Here is a 14,612-nt window from a genome sequence, read left to right on the forward strand (position 1 = left end):
ATGGTAACGGAAAAAACGTTAAGAACTTGTGAACAGGGACACGAGTACTATAAAAGTAGCGATTGTCCAACTTGCCCAGTCTGTGAGAAAGAGAGAAAACCAAAAGAAGGTTTTCTCTCTCTTCTTTCAGCGCCAGCAAGAAGGGCATTAGAACACCATGGAATTCAAACTGTAGAAGAACTCTCAAAATATAGTGAAAAAGAAATATTAAAACTGCATGGTATGGGACCTGCGTCTTTGCCGAAGCTTAGGAGGGCTTTGGAGGAGAGCGGGTTATCATTTAAATAAAATGAAATAGTGCCTCTTCACTACTTACTTGTTTATACCACTATTTGTGGACAGTAAAGCTCTTGCTTATTAAAATTTTATTTTAATAATTTTGAATTAGATAAAAGAAAAAAGTAGGAGAATATCTCCTACTTTTTTTACGCTGTTCCAATCTGATCTTGATCTGCCACATCAGAATCAAATGTATTCGTTGCACTAACACCGTTAAACGTATTCACGACAAACCCAACATTGGAAGCTCCAGATCCGTTATAGGCTTTCGTGTTTTCTTTCGGAGATACGTTATAAAAATCTCCTAAGTTGAAAGAGCCGTTACTGTTTTGCACGACGAGATTTCCTACAACCGAAGGCATACCATCCACCTACTTTACTAAGCTTTTTAATTACTATATGAATTATTGTGCGGAAGGTTCATCCGTAATATATTGGCGGATTTGTATAATACGAGAGTTATTAAAACCATAATCAACATTTCCAATTTGAAAGCAACCAGAATTTAAAAGTGTGCGTAATTCAACGTTATTAACTTCAATAAAAGGGCATTCATTTACAATGTTTAATTTTACATCTGTCGTTCGTTTTGGAATTGTAATGTGTTCATCTGTAAAGATTTCAAAAGCATCAAAGCGACCTTCTCCCCGTATATAAAAAGGAATTTCACGGTGGACGGCAATAGCTCTACTTTTTAATTCCATTTGGTTTGCATCTCCAACTTGAAATACAGCAGCAATCCCTAAAGAAATAATAGAAACACTTTGGACAATAGACACATGATGCAACATAATTTCTCAGTCTCCTTAACCTGGAGTAGGAGGGACATCTGTTACTAATGGTACAAATGGACCCTCTGTAACTGTTTCAAATGGTGTATCGAGAATAGAAGATAGAATGAGGAGATTTGCATCTCCAATTAAAAAGAGTGCGGACGACGATACACCGTTCATTTTAATCTGTCCGACTTTTAACTCACGGTTTACAACGTTAAGGTTCATACATACTTACTCCTTTCGGAAATTTCCCGGTATGTGCTGAATAAAGGAGAGAAAGGCTTTGTCAATATCTTGTTTCATTGCCTGAATAATGATATCTCGTAAATAATCTGGATCTGTTGAAATACCTTCATATGATTGCGCTTGTGATAAATAATAAGGGAGTCGATGCTCCATCTGTTTTTTTATGTCATCCACCATCATTTGTCGATACATTTCATCAAGCGGTGTTCGCTCTTCTTGTTCAAAATGGAGAATACGATTATATGCTTCTTCATCTAAGTATCGATGCATTTCTTGGAGGATACCTTGATAAAAGTCTGGGTTTGTTTCGGTTTCAGGGTTTACCTTCAATGTTTCTGTATCCACTTGAAAATCTTCAATTTGTTGTCCTTTTGCTGAAAATGGGTTTAAACCAATATTTAAAGTACCATTTAAATTTTCGACTTTTAATTGATCGAATTTGTATTCCACTTTTCCTACAGAAGAGGAGGGGCGATTTTTTAATTCGTTAAGCTCTTCTTGGAGTTGGCGCACTTGATCTTCTAAATTCAGGATGGCTGCTTGTTGTGTTTGAAGAGCTTGTTGAAGTTGGTGTAAGTAAGTATATATATCTTGATTCATTTGTGAAACCTCCTTTTCAATAGGGAGGGTAAAAATATTCCTGCTATATATTTATGACAAGGATGTCTTAAGAAGAACTAGTTGATGGTTTGATAGAAATAATTTGTCCTTTCGCTTGTAATGGGCGAAGCGGCTCCGTAAATCCGCCCGTATTTGAAAATTTAGATAGGGCTTTAATACTTCCGGCAGTACCAATTTGGAACACAGAAGAGGTTGTAATGCTATCAATTTTAATGCTGTTAATGATGATGCTTTGGTTTACGTAAAAATTCAATACAATCGCCCCCTTTAAGTTGAACCAATTATCGCTTGATCGACGACATCTGAATCGTTGACAGTCGTTGCACTTTGATAATTGTAGACAGAAACGTTATCTCCAACATTAAAAGAGCCGGCCCCGGCGAAAGCACGTGAGTAACTAATAGGCCTAATCGCAAATACATCTCCAATATGAAAAATACCACTTGATCCAATATTGACGATACGAATATGTCCGACCATAGCTGGCATACAAAACACCCTTCGTTTTTAAAATTTTCTTTTCTACTATTGTATGGGCGTTTCCAATAAAATGTGTGTTTTTTTGAAATAAAAGACACACACACGCTATTGCGTGTGTGTGTCGAGTGTTTGATTTGGGTGAAAATCCGTATGTACATGCCAAATTACATTTAAGAGCCTGTCCAGTTCTTGGCTACAATCCACTGTTTTTTGAGAAGTCATTCCATAGCGTTCAGCAAAATAAATCATTTTTTCACGTTTTTTTTCAATCGCTTGCTCAAACATTGAAATCGGCTCCATCTCTAAATGAAATTTTTAGTATATATGTAGTACATATTATACAAAAACTCCATAAAAAAGAAATACCTTCGCTAAAAAAAGTAAAATTTCTACATTTTATGCCAAATATAAAGGCGTAACGAATAGGGTATGAGAAGAATATTGTAAAAATTAGCGTGTATGAGAAGGTTTTTTCCTTACGGATGCGAATACAATTAAAGGGCATGAGTTTTAGGATGGAGAGTGGAAATATTGCGTTTTGTAACGGCGAAGAAAGAAGAAAAGGTATTTGTAGGTATTGTGGATGAAGAAGAAAAAAAGGTATTACACTTAAGAGAAGCGCAAAGACAAAAAGGGGAAAAGGTTACAATCCCTATTACAATGTTAGAGTGTATTGAAAGAGGAACTGAATGCTTTGAGAAAGTATGTGAAATTGTAAATTGGGCAAAAGAAAACGGGGAAGCGGCGTATTATCCGTTAACAGAGGTGAAAATATTAGCACCGATTCCAAGGCCAAGAAAGAATATTTTGTGCGTTGGAAAAAACTATCGTGAGCATGCCATAGAAATGGGCGGAATAGAGTCTATTCCAGAAAATATAATGATTTTTACGAAAGCACCAACAACAGTTATTGGCATAAATGAGCAAATTAATGGTCACCCTCATGCAACGGACGAACTAGATTACGAAGGAGAATTAGCTATCATTATTGGTAAGCGAGGGAAGCAAATAAAAAAAGAAAAAGCGCTTGAGCATGTTTTTGGTTATACGATTATAAATGATGTAACGGCTCGAGACATTCAAAGAAAACATAAACAGTTTTTCCTTGGGAAAAGCTTCGATACATTTTGTCCGATGGGACCGTATTTAATTCATAAATCGGTGGTTAATGCGCCGAATGCATTACACATTGAAACGGTAGTAAATGGAGAAGTAAGGCAAACTTCCAACACAAATAAAATGATTTTTTCAATAGAAGAAATTATTTCAACGATAAGTAAAGGAATGACTTTAGAACCAGGCGATATTATCGCAACAGGAACCCCGGCTGGTGTCGGAAAAGGTTTCACACCACCGAAGTTTTTACATGCTGGTGATGAAGTGGTTATTACAGTAGAAGGAATTGGTACTTTGCGAAATGTAGTGAAGTGAAGAAAAGAGCTATCTTGTTAAAAGATAGCTCTTTTTTATGGCCTTGGGTTATAGAGGTAATCAATAACGGAAAAAGTGTAAAGACCAATGAATGCAAGTGTACAAATGCCAAATAGTATAACCGTAAGTGCGTTTTTTTCTCGTCCAAAACCAATGATAGTAAGAATAACAGCAGTCCAAAATGATGCTTTCAGTAGTGTGAATGTAGTAGGAGTTGAGTAGTGTGTATGCCATGTTGTGGAAAGTAGGAAGCCAAAGAATGTAACTAAAATAAAAGATGTAGCTAAATAGTTAATATGTTTACCATATCTTAATAGCATATCGCACCTCCTTTACGATTTTAAAATACAGAAAATTACAAAAAATCTTAATATAAATGAATATAAAAAGAAAGAGGTTGTCCCAACATGTCGGACAACCTCTCTATCATTACGATAATACAGCTTTAATTTTTTGGAATGCCCACTCTAAATCTTCTTCAGAGATTACTAGAGGTGGTGCGATACGAATTACGTTTTCATGTGTTTCTTTACATAGTAGACCAGCTGCTTTTAGTTGTTCACAGTAAGGACGAGCTGGCTCGTTTAATTCGATACCGATGAATAAACCTTTACCACGAACTTCAGTGATCATTGGATTGTCAATTTCTTTTAATTGCCCAACTAATTTTTCTCCTAATTGAAGCGAACGCTCTGTTAATTTTTCTTCTTCTAACACTTCAAGAGCTGCGATAGACACAGCACATGCAAGTGGGTTACCACCGAATGTAGAACCGTGAGAACCTGGCTCAAATACACCTAAAATGTCGCGGTTTGCTGCAACACAAGAAATCGGGAACACGCCGCCACCAAGTGCTTTACCAAGTATGTACATGTCAGGAGTTACATCGTCCCAGTCACAAGCGAATACTTTACCAGTACGGCCTAAGCCTGTTTGGATTTCATCTGCTACAAATAAAACGTTTTCTTTTTTACATACTTCAAGAGCTTCTTTTAAGTAACCAGCTGGCGGGATGTTAATTCCTGCTTCACCTTGGATTGGCTCTAAAATGAATGCAGCTGTGTTTGGTGTAATTGCAGCTTTTAACGCTTCTAAATCACCGTAAGGAATTACAACGATGCCAGGAAGCATTGGACCGAATCCACGCTTGTACTCTTCGTTTGAAGACATAGAAACAGAACCCATTGTACGTCCGTGGAAGTTATCTTCACAAACGATGATTTCAGCGCGGTTTGCTTCTACTTTCTTCACATCATAAGCCCAGCGACGAACTGTTTTAATTGCAGTTTCAACAGCTTCAGCACCTGTATTCATTGGAAGTACCATTTCTTTATTAGTTAGTTTCGCAACTTTTTCGTACCAAGGACCTAATTGATCGCTATGGAAAGCACGAGAAGTTAACGTAACACGATTAGCTTGGTCAATTAAAGCGTTAATAATTTTCGGGTGACGATGACCTTGGTTTACTGCAGAATATGCACTTAATAAGTCCATATAGCGGTTTCCTTCAGGATCTTCTACCCAAACACCTTCTGCTTTAGAAATAACGATTGGAAGTGGGTGATAGTTATTTGCTCCATATGTGTCTGTAAGTTCGATAATATCCTTAGTTTGAATCATGATTGTTCCCCCTTTTGTTATTACAAGAAGTTTGTAAATACTCTAAATATTATATCATTTAAATGTAAAAAAGCGAAACATTTCCTGAAAATAAATGAACATGTTATCATATAGAGTGAAAAAGTGTGAAAAGAGGAGGTAAGGGATACGATGGTACATATGCATATTACAGCATGGGCGTTAGGTTTAATTTTATTCTTCGTTGCGTATTCACTTTATTCAGCAGGAAGAAAAGGTAAGGGTGTACATATGGGGCTTCGCCTAATGTATATCATCATTATTGTGACAGGCTTCATGTTGTACATGAGTATTGTGAAGACAGCAACAGGTAGCATGCACATGTGGTACGGCCTGAAAATGTTAGCTGGTATTTTAGTTATCGGCGGAATGGAAATGGTTCTTGTAAAAATGAGCAAAAACAAACCAACAGGGGCGGTTTGGGGCTTATTTATTGTTGCGCTAGTAGCAGTATTATACTTAGGACTGAAATTGCCACTTGGCTGGTACGTATTCAAATAAAAATAAAACCACCTTATAATCTCAAAGACTTGGGAGATAAGGTGGTTTTTATTTTTTATGTCGCATCGATATGCAACTCTTCTCCATTTACTTTCGTAAAACGGAACATATTTTTATTTGACGTAGTGTGACGTACGAAATGGTGCTGCAGTGTACAGATCATTTCGTCGTTATCAAACAAAAGAATATTTACTCCTTCGCGTGACTCCTCTTTCGGTAAGAAGGATAAATAATTATGACAATACATGCAATCATATAAAGAGTAGTGAAGTGATTGCAATGATTCAGTTAATAATGTGAAGACAGAGTCAGGTAATTCCTCGAGCCATTCATTATAGCTAAGAAGTAACTTTTTTCGAATACGTACCATTTCACCATTTTGCAAATGGTGTTGCTCGTTGGCGATTTGTAATACATCTTGTTCATAGAAACGGGCTGGTAACCAATTGTTATTATACAAAATTTCAAACCCATCTTCGGCAATATCTTCTAATAGAAACGCTTCATCATTTTCATCATCAAAGAATACCCATTCATTGTTTATATATTCTACATTACCGACTGTATGAGCACGGGGCTGGTTATATAAAATATGTTTACGTTGTATCATATACGATTTCTCCTTTATGAAAAGTAGTTATTCCTGTTATAGACAGTTCGTGCGTTCTTTATAACTAGACACATCTAGACATAGGTGGGCATACAATAAAACACGTTTTACTGAGTGAGAATGCTATTCCATATGTGGATAGTAGGTTATCGTCAAGTTTTTCATTTTTTGATCCGCACTCTTAGGGTGGGGATTACTGCACGTTCAAGAAAAGAAATAAGATGGAAGGATGATTTATATGTGCGGGATTACAGGATGGGTGGATTATAAACGCTCATTAGAAGGAGAAAGAGATGTCGTTACGAAGATGGCTGAGACGTTAGCGAAGCGGGGGCCGGATGATAATAAAGTTTGGATTAAAGGAAATGTCGCATTTGGGCATAAACGGTTAATCGTTGTAGACCCTGAGGGCGGTAAACAGCCGATGACTTGTTTAAAAGATGAAACGAATTACGCCATTTGCTATAACGGTGAACTTTATAACACAGAAGACATTCGAAAGGAATTATTAAGAAGAGGGTATACGTTCAAAGGTCATTCTGATACAGAAGTATTATTAGCTTCTTATATTGAATGGAAAGAAGAATGTGTCGATCATTTAAACGGTATATATGCGTTTGCAGTATGGGACGAACAGAAAGAACAAGTATTTATTGCGAGAGATCGATTAGGTGTAAAGCCACTTTTTTATAAATATGATAGCGGACGCTTACTATTTGGTTCGGAGTTAAAAGCGATATTGTCGCATCCAGATGTGAAGGCGGAAGTAACATTAGAAGGGTTATCAGAAATATTCGGACTCGGACCGTCAAGAACGCCTGGCCACGGTATTTATGCTGGTATAAAAGAATTACGTCCAGGTCATGCGATGACATTTTCAAAGAACGGTTTATGTATATGGAGATATTGGAATGTAGAAAGTAAAAAACATGAAGACTCTTTTGAAGAAACAGTAGAGAAAACGCGCTTTTTACTACAAGATGCCATTACAAGACAGCTTGTTTCTGATGTACCACTATGTACCTTTTTATCAGGTGGTGTAGATTCGAGCGCTATTACAGCTATTGCGGCGAAAGAATACGAGAGATCAGGAAAAGGACAATTACACACGTATTCAATTGATTACGAAGATAATGACAAATACTTTAAAGCGAATGCGTTTCAGCCAAATTCAGATGCTCCGTTTATTAATTTGATGACAGAGACGTTTCAAACAACTCATCATCGTTGCGTCATTTCGAATGAAAAACTAGCAGAGTATTTAACGGAGGCGGTACTCGTTCGTGATTTGCCTGGTATGGCAGATATCGATTCGTCATTATTATGGTTTTGCTGCGAAATTAAACAAGATTTTGTCGTCGGCTTATCTGGAGAATGTGCAGATGAAATATTTGGTGGATATCCGTGGTTTTATAGAGAAGATGATTTACAATCGAGTGCATTTCCATGGATGCGTTCTACAGAAGCGCGTGAACAACTTCTAAAAAAAGAATGGAGAAATAAATTAAATTTACAACAATATGTACAAAGGCGTTATGAAGAGTCGATTCAAGAAATTCCTATTTTAGAGGGGGAAAGTCCGCTAGAAGCAAAAAGACGCCAATTATTTTATTTAAATATGGTATGGTTTATGACAACATTATTAGACAGAAAAGACCGCATGAGTATGGGGGCAAGCTTAGAAGTACGTGTTCCATTTGCAGATCATCGTCTTGTCGAATATGCGTGGAATATTCCTTGGGAAATGAAAATGTATAAAAACCGCGAAAAAGGTCTATTACGTAAAGCGTTAGAAGATGTGCTTCCGCATGACATCTTATATAGAAAGAAGAGCCCGTATCCGAAAACGCATAATCCGCACTATACGAAAGCAGTCACAGTATGGCTGCAAGATTTATTAACAGATAAAGGTTCAATTTTACACGAACTATTTGATAAAGAGCAGTTGAGCGGATTGATTCAGTCTGGCGGCAGTGCATTTCAATCACCTTGGTTCGGGCAATTAATGACAGGTCCTCAACTTTTAGCTCATTTAGCACAAATTCACGTTTGGTTTAAAGAGTATGGGGTAAATATTAAGGAATAAGGGAAAAGCGACTTACTTTTATGTAAGTCGCTTTTTATTAAAGAAATTGTCAAATGAAATTAAAAATCATATTAGAAAAAATACTTATTTAGAATAATTATCTTTACGTACTTATTATTGTTTGCTATAATTGGAAACAAATGTTCTTGAAAAAGATTCTCATTTATAAAATTGAGGTGTTATATAGATGATAAAGAAAAAAATAGGTTTACTCGTAATGGCGTATGGAACGCCAGAATCATTAGATGATGTAGAAGCGTACTACACACATATTCGCCACGGTCGTAAACCTTCCAAAGAGGCACTCCAAGATTTAATCGAGCGCTATAAAGCGATTGGTGGAATTTCGCCGCTTGCAAAAATTACGAAAGAACAGGCGCATAAATTAACAGATTCAATGAATAACATATTTACAGAGTATGAATTTACTTGTTACTTAGGTTTAAAACATATTGCACCATTTATAGAAGATGCGGTAGAAGAAATGAAGCGTGATAGGATTGAGCAAGCGATTAGTATCGTATTAGCGCCACATTACTCTACATTTAGCATTAAAGCGTATAATGACCGTGCTATTCGTCTTTCGCAAGAAATTGGTGGTCCTGTTATTGAACCAATTGAACAATGGTATGATGAACCGAAATTTATTTCGTATTGGGCAGACCAAATAAAAGAGACGTTTACAGAAATTGATAATAAAGAGAAAGCAGTCGTAATTTTTTCAGCGCATAGTTTGCCAGAAAAAATTATTGCAACAGGAGACCCATATGTAGAACAACTAAAGCATACGGCAGATTTAATTGCAGAAGCTGCAAATATTCAAAACTATACAATCGGTTGGCAAAGTGCTGGGAATACTCCAGATCCGTGGATTGGTCCAGATGTGCAAGATTTAACGAAAGATTTATATGAAGAGCATGGGTACGGATCTTTCGTATATTGCCCAGTTGGTTTTGTAGCGGAGCATTTAGAAGTTTTATATGACAACGATTATGAATGTAAAGTTGTAACGGATGAATTAAATGCCAAATATTTCAGACCAAATATGCCGAATGCACAATCTGCATTTATCGACTGTTTGGCTGAAATTGTTTCCAAAAAAGTGAAGGAAATAGTTGACAAAGATTTAGTTTTGAATAATAATTAATTTATAATGATTTTAAATAAATAATGATTACTACGAAAGAAAGAGGAGGATCCCCCTAGATGAATCCAAATAATCGCTTAACAACAAACCAAGGTGCTCCAGTTGGAGACAACCAAAATTCTCGTACGGCTGGTCGTCGTGGACCAGTATTATTAGAAGACTATCATTTAGTAGAAAAACTTGCGCACTTTGATCGTGAACGTATTCCGGAGCGTGTTGTGCATGCACGTGGTGCAGGTGCTCACGGTGTATTCGTAACGAAAAATAGTATGAAGCAATATACGAAAGCAGCATTTTTACAAAATGAAGGAACTGAAACGCCTGTATTTGTTCGTTTTTCAACGGTTATTCATGGTCAAGGTTCTCCTGAAACAGCACGTGACCCACGTGGGTTTGCTGTTAAATTTTATACAGAAGAAGGAAACTACGATATCGTAGGTAATCATTTACCAGTTTTCTTCATTCGTGATGCAATTAAATTCCCTGATATGGTACATTCCTTAAAACCAGCACCTGATACGAATATTCAAACGCCAGATCGTTATTGGGATTTCATGACGTTAAGTCCAGAATCTACACATATGATGACATGGGTATTTTCTGATTACGGTACACCAGCAAGCTATCGTGAAATGGAAGGTTTCGGCGTCCATTCATTTAAATGGATTAATGAAGAAGGCAAAATTGTTTATATTAAATACCACTGGAAACCACAGCAAGGTGTACGTAACTTAAATGCGAAAGAAGTGCAAGAAGTACAAGGGAAAGACTTCAATCATGCAACTCGTGACTTGTTCGATGCAATCGAAAAAGGAAATTACCCAAAATGGGATTTACACGTACAAGTTATGCAATTAGATGAAATGGACTCTTTAGACTTTGATCCACTAGATCCAACGAAAGTATGGCCAGAAGATCGCTTCCCATTAATGGAAGTAGGGACAATGACGTTAAATCGTAATCCGAAAAACTTCTTTGCAGAAGTAGAGCAAGTAGCGTTCTCTCCAAGTGCAACTGTAAATGGTATTGAGCCATCGGAAGATAAATTATTACAAGGTCGTTTATTCTCTTACCCAGATACACAGCGTTATCGTCTTGGTGCAAATTACTTACAAATTCCTGTAAACTGCCCATACGCAGCTGTTCAGAATCAACAACGTGATGGTGCGATGCAAGTGAATCAAAACCCATCTACAATCAACTACGAACCGAGTCGTCATGCAGAGAATCCAGTTGAAGACAAAGCTTACCGCGATTCAACTATGAAAGTAGAAGGCTATGTATCTCGTGAAAAAATTGAGAAACCAAATGACTTCAAACAAGCAGGTGAGCGTTATCGTTCATTCTCTAAAGAAGAGCAAGATAACTTAATTGCAAACTTAACAAATGATCTAAAAGACGTAAATGAACGCACAAAATTATTAGCTGTTTGTAACTTCTTCCGTGCAGATCAAGAATACGGTATGCGTTTAGCGCAGGCATTAAATGTTGATATTACGCAATATGTAGGAAATGCTCCGAAATAAATAGGAAAAGACGACCGGGCTTCGGTCGTCTTTTTTGTATAAAGTTATGTGGGGTATTTCGCATGTAAAACATGTCGGAATTTGTTGGTAAATCGATATGTTGTGTCGAACCGTTGATATATTGAAAGAAACAATCGATATATTTGAAAAATCGTTGATATATCCAAAAAACCGTTAATATATTTCCGGTTATACTAGGTGGGGTATGTTGCCCGGTGCGCAAAAAAGAGATGCAATCTATTACTAATAGATTGCATCTCTTTTTTAGTTTGCTCGCTCTGCATGTTCATAAGCTTTCTCACCATGCATCGAAATATCAAGTCCCATATGTTCCTCGTGCTCATCTACCCGGACAGGGAGGAAGAAGTTGATTGCTTTAATAATGGCATACGTCATTATAATTGTGAACGCATATGTTGCGCCGATCGCTACAAGTTGTTTCAACAGCAGCGAGGCGTTTCCGTAAAATAATCCGTTAGCGCCATCGCCGTTTACGGCAGTAGTTGCAAATAGTCCTGTTGCAATACCGCCCCAAGTTCCTCCGATGCCGTGGCATCCAAAGGCATCAAGTGTATCGTCATAACCGAATTTTGTTTTTAAGAAGAAAACGGCGCCAAAGCATAATATACCACCAATTGCTCCGATAAGAAGAGCTGAGAAAGGTGTAACGAACCCGCAAGCTGGTGTAATAGCGACTAGACCAGAAACAACTCCGCAAGCAGCTCCCATCGCAGTCGGTTTTGATTGGAAGAACCACTCTGAAAGCATCCAAGTTAATGCTGAGGCAGCAGCGGCTATATTTGTATTAATAAATGCAGTTAAAGCTACATCATTTAAAGATAATGCGCTTCCGACGTTAAAACCGAACCAGCCAAACCATAATAAGCCTGCGCCTAACATTGTAAATGGCAAATGATGAGGAGAAGAACCATTTATGTTTTTTCGTTTTCCAAGGAAAATAGCTAATACAAGACCAGCAACTCCGGAAGTGATGTGAACGACGTTTCCGCCAGCGAAGTCTAGTGCACCAAGTTCCCTTAGCCAACCGCCGACGCCCCATACCCAATGAGCGACAGGATTGTAAACGATCGTTGTCCATAGAAGGATAAAAATAAGAAAGGCAGAAAATCGCATTCTTTCAGCAAATGCACCTGAAATTAAAGCTGGAGTTAAAATGGCGAACATGAGTTGAAACATCATGAATAAATTGTGAGGAATAGTAGATGAGTAGTCTGGATTTGGTGCGTAGGTAACTCCGTTTAGACCGAACCAATCAAGTGTACCGATAAGCCCGTGCCGATCTGGTCCGAATGATAAAGAATAGCCGATAACAATCCATTGAATCGAAACGATAGCCATTGCACTATAACTATGCATCGTTGTACTGAGTACATTTTTGCTGCGAACCATACCTCCATAAAAAAGTGCCAATCCTGGTGTCATCAACATGACCATTACTGTCGTCACAAACATAAAAACTGTATCTCCCATATTCATGAGCTCTCCTCCTATGATGTTAGAAAAAACAACATCGTTTTGTTATGTTTCATATCATATTCGAAATTAAACTAAAAATCAACTAAAAATTCAGAAAATTATATACATGATGTCAGGAAACCTAACATGAATTATTTTGTGAGGATTAAAATCGACATATGCGTTTCATTCGGATAATTGGTATAATATTCTTACAATTAAAAAGCTTGGGGGATGCGTGTGGGAAAAATACGGACTAGGAAACTATTCATTTGTTTTTGCTTAGCTGTTGTTTTGTTTGTACCAATACATACTTTTGCAGACGAAAAAAGAGAGTGGAAAGATGAAGTTATATACTCCATTATGATTGATCGCTTCAATAATGGAGAACCGAAAAATGACAAACAGTTAGAAGTTGGTAATTTAGAAGGGTATCAAGGAGGGGATATAAGAGGAATTATAAAAAGGTTGGATTACATAAAAGAAATGGGTTTTACTACCGTTATGCTTTCGCCGCTTTTTGAAAGTGGAAAGTACGATGGATTAGACGTGCGAAATTTTAAAAAGGTAAATGAACATTTCGGGACAGACAATGATGTGAAAGAACTTGTAAAAGAAGTTCATGCAAAAGGAATGAAAGTTGTATTTCAATTTCCGCTTGGAGAAAACGAACGACAGGTAATTGACGCAATGAAATGGTGGATAAAAGAAGTTGATTTAGACGGAAGTTATGTTATACATAGTGAAAAAAAGCCGCGTTCCTTTTGGGATAACGCGCAAAAAGATATGCAAGTGATAAAGAAAGATTTTCGTATTATGACAAAGGAGGATAGCGAATACAATGAAAAAATAGTAGAATCGTTTTCTAAAGCAGATGTATCGGTGAAATCGTTATACGATGTGAGTAAAAAAGAAGGAGAATTTGTTACGTTCTTAGATAATCAAGAAACAAAAAGATATGCGCGTATTGCAAAAGAAAATATGTATTATCCGCCATCACGTTTAAAACTGGCGCTTACTTATTTGTTAACATCACCTGGAATTCCGAATTTTTATTACGGAACTGAAATTGCATTAGATGGAGGAAGTGTACCCGATAATAGACGATTAATGGATTTTAAGTCAGACGAAAAGTTTATGCAACACATAGCAAAACTAGGTGAACTTAGGCAAGCGAGACCGTCTTTACGACGCGGTACGTTTGAGCTTCTGTATGATAAGAGCGGGATGAGCATACTAAAACGAAAATATAAAGATGAAGTAACTTTAGTAGCAATTAATAATACGAAAGAAACACAAAAAGTCTCCTTACCTGCAAGTGTAATTGGTGAAAAACAAGAGTTAAGAGGATTGTTGCAGGATGAAATTATAAGAGAGGAAAACGGAAAATTTTATCTCGTTTTAAAGCGTGAAGAATCAAACGTGTATAAAGTTAAAGGAGAAACAGGTGTGAATTGGTTATTTATCTCCTTAATCGTTGGGGTGAATGTATTATTTATTGCGTTTTTAATTGCAGTTAAAAGGAAGCGTAGATGAGAAGTTGCTGGCTCTATGTTCATGTCTTCTTATTGTATATGTAAGTTTGTTCGGTGGCGCGATAGTATTTATTCTGTTGATATGAAATTTCTTAAGAGGAACGATGTGAGAATGAAAACTTCTCTAATGAGAGGGGGATTTCAGGTTAGGGAGAAAAAGCCTTCTTCCTAACCTGTTTTTGTGTCCATACGGATAGAGAAAGGCCTTTGAAATAAACAATAGTTGCATCTTTATTAAAAATTTATGCTTCTTTTTAACT

General features: G+C 36.9%; 18 protein-coding genes. 7 read left to right on the top strand and 11 right to left on the bottom strand.

From position 1 onward, the window contains the following. Positions 1 to 288, top strand: a complete 288-nt coding sequence (locus NST27_RS05815) for an RNA polymerase alpha subunit C-terminal domain-containing protein (protein WP_000255727.1) — start codon at positions 1 to 3, stop codon at positions 286 to 288. Positions 289 to 425: 137 nt separating this feature from the next. Here NST27_RS05815 and gerPF read toward each other — a convergent pair whose 3' ends face one another. The 7 genes from gerPF to NST27_RS05850 all read right to left on the bottom strand — a co-directional run bounded on the left by gerPF (position 426) and on the right by NST27_RS05850 (position 2,687). Further along, the gene (gerPF, locus tag NST27_RS05820; RefSeq protein ID WP_001141566.1) at positions 426 to 641 is read right to left on the bottom strand and encodes a spore germination protein GerPF; all 216 of its coding nucleotides are present in this window, start codon (positions 639 to 641) and stop codon (positions 426 to 428) included. A 42-nt stretch (positions 642 to 683) separates the two neighbouring features. After that, a complete protein-coding gene (locus tag NST27_RS05825; RefSeq protein ID WP_000902336.1) occupies positions 684 to 1,070 on the bottom strand; it encodes a spore germination protein GerPE in 387 nt (128 codons plus the stop codon). A 15-nt stretch (positions 1,071 to 1,085) separates the two neighbouring features. Further along, a complete protein-coding gene (gene gerPD / locus NST27_RS05830; RefSeq protein ID WP_001052807.1) occupies positions 1,086 to 1,280 on the bottom strand; it encodes a spore germination protein GerPD in 195 nt (64 codons plus the stop codon). 6 nt (positions 1,281 to 1,286) lie between these two features. Then, positions 1,287 to 1,901, bottom strand: coding sequence for a spore germination protein GerPC (gene gerPC / locus NST27_RS05835; RefSeq protein ID WP_001070760.1), 615 nt, complete (start codon positions 1,899 to 1,901; stop codon positions 1,287 to 1,289). 67 nt (positions 1,902 to 1,968) lie between these two features. Then, entirely contained in the window at positions 1,969 to 2,175 is a 207-nt protein-coding gene (gerPB, locus tag NST27_RS05840; protein WP_001012508.1) for a spore germination protein GerPB, read from the bottom strand. Positions 2,176 to 2,189: 14 nt separating this feature from the next. Beyond that, positions 2,190 to 2,411, bottom strand: a complete 222-nt coding sequence (gene gerPA, locus NST27_RS05845) for a spore germination protein GerPA (protein ID WP_001111188.1) — start codon at positions 2,409 to 2,411, stop codon at positions 2,190 to 2,192. Positions 2,412 to 2,507: 96 nt separating this feature from the next. Further along, positions 2,508 to 2,687, bottom strand: coding sequence for an aspartyl-phosphate phosphatase Spo0E family protein (locus NST27_RS05850; protein WP_000462845.1), 180 nt, complete (start codon positions 2,685 to 2,687; stop codon positions 2,508 to 2,510). Positions 2,688 to 2,933: 246 nt separating this feature from the next. Between NST27_RS05850 and NST27_RS05855 the strand changes: the two genes are divergently transcribed. Further along, positions 2,934 to 3,833, top strand: coding sequence for a fumarylacetoacetate hydrolase family protein (locus tag NST27_RS05855; protein ID WP_001213086.1), 900 nt, complete (start codon positions 2,934 to 2,936; stop codon positions 3,831 to 3,833). Between the two features lie 35 nt (positions 3,834 to 3,868). On the opposite strand, the gene NST27_RS05860 is transcribed toward NST27_RS05855, so the two are convergent. Further along, positions 3,869 to 4,153, bottom strand: a complete 285-nt coding sequence (locus NST27_RS05860; protein ID WP_047385733.1) for a hypothetical protein — start codon at positions 4,151 to 4,153, stop codon at positions 3,869 to 3,871. Positions 4,154 to 4,262: 109 nt separating this feature from the next. After that, positions 4,263 to 5,453: an ornithine aminotransferase gene (gene rocD, locus NST27_RS05865; RefSeq protein ID WP_000616660.1), complete on the bottom strand. Its 1,191-nt coding sequence runs from the start codon at positions 5,451 to 5,453 to the stop codon at positions 4,263 to 4,265. Positions 5,454 to 5,603: 150 nt separating this feature from the next. Here rocD and NST27_RS05870 point away from each other — a divergent pair, with 150 nt between their 5' ends. Beyond that, positions 5,604 to 5,972 (top strand): YisL family protein, encoded by a 369-nt coding sequence (locus NST27_RS05870; protein ID WP_000233495.1) that lies wholly within the window; start codon positions 5,604 to 5,606, stop codon positions 5,970 to 5,972. Between the two features lie 55 nt (positions 5,973 to 6,027). On the opposite strand, the gene NST27_RS05875 is transcribed toward NST27_RS05870, so the two are convergent. Continuing rightward, complete coding sequence (locus NST27_RS05875) at positions 6,028 to 6,582, bottom strand: DUF2777 domain-containing protein (RefSeq protein ID WP_000616049.1); 555 nt, start codon at positions 6,580 to 6,582, stop codon at positions 6,028 to 6,030. Between the two features lie 238 nt (positions 6,583 to 6,820). On the opposite strand from NST27_RS05875, the gene asnB reads away from it, so the two are divergent. From asnB to katB, 3 genes are all read left to right on the top strand, one after another. Continuing rightward, the gene (gene asnB / locus NST27_RS05880) at positions 6,821 to 8,668 is read left to right on the top strand and encodes an asparagine synthase (glutamine-hydrolyzing) (RefSeq protein ID WP_061661984.1); all 1,848 of its coding nucleotides are present in this window, start codon (positions 6,821 to 6,823) and stop codon (positions 8,666 to 8,668) included. A gap of 187 nt (positions 8,669 to 8,855) precedes the next feature. Beyond that, positions 8,856 to 9,815, top strand: coding sequence for a ferrochelatase (gene hemH / locus NST27_RS05885; RefSeq protein WP_000592094.1), 960 nt, complete (start codon positions 8,856 to 8,858; stop codon positions 9,813 to 9,815). A 59-nt stretch (positions 9,816 to 9,874) separates the two neighbouring features. After that, on the top strand, positions 9,875 to 11,341 hold the full coding sequence (katB, locus tag NST27_RS05890; RefSeq protein WP_001069181.1) for a catalase KatB: 1,467 nt from the start codon (positions 9,875 to 9,877) through the stop codon (positions 11,339 to 11,341). 264 nt (positions 11,342 to 11,605) lie between these two features. On the opposite strand, the gene NST27_RS05895 is transcribed toward katB, so the two are convergent. Continuing rightward, on the bottom strand, positions 11,606 to 12,838 hold the full coding sequence (locus NST27_RS05895; protein ID WP_001055848.1) for an ammonium transporter: 1,233 nt from the start codon (positions 12,836 to 12,838) through the stop codon (positions 11,606 to 11,608). Positions 12,839 to 13,051: 213 nt separating this feature from the next. Here NST27_RS05895 and NST27_RS05900 point away from each other — a divergent pair, with 213 nt between their 5' ends. After that, positions 13,052 to 14,353 (top strand): alpha-amylase family glycosyl hydrolase, encoded by a 1,302-nt coding sequence (locus tag NST27_RS05900; RefSeq protein WP_050541180.1) that lies wholly within the window; start codon positions 13,052 to 13,054, stop codon positions 14,351 to 14,353. Positions 14,354 to 14,612 lie beyond the last annotated feature (259 nt).

The sequence above is a fragment of the Bacillus sp. FSL W8-0770 genome (assembly GCF_038008705.1).
Classification (GTDB): Bacteria; Bacillota; Bacilli; order Bacillales; family Bacillaceae_G; genus Bacillus_A; species Bacillus_A cereus.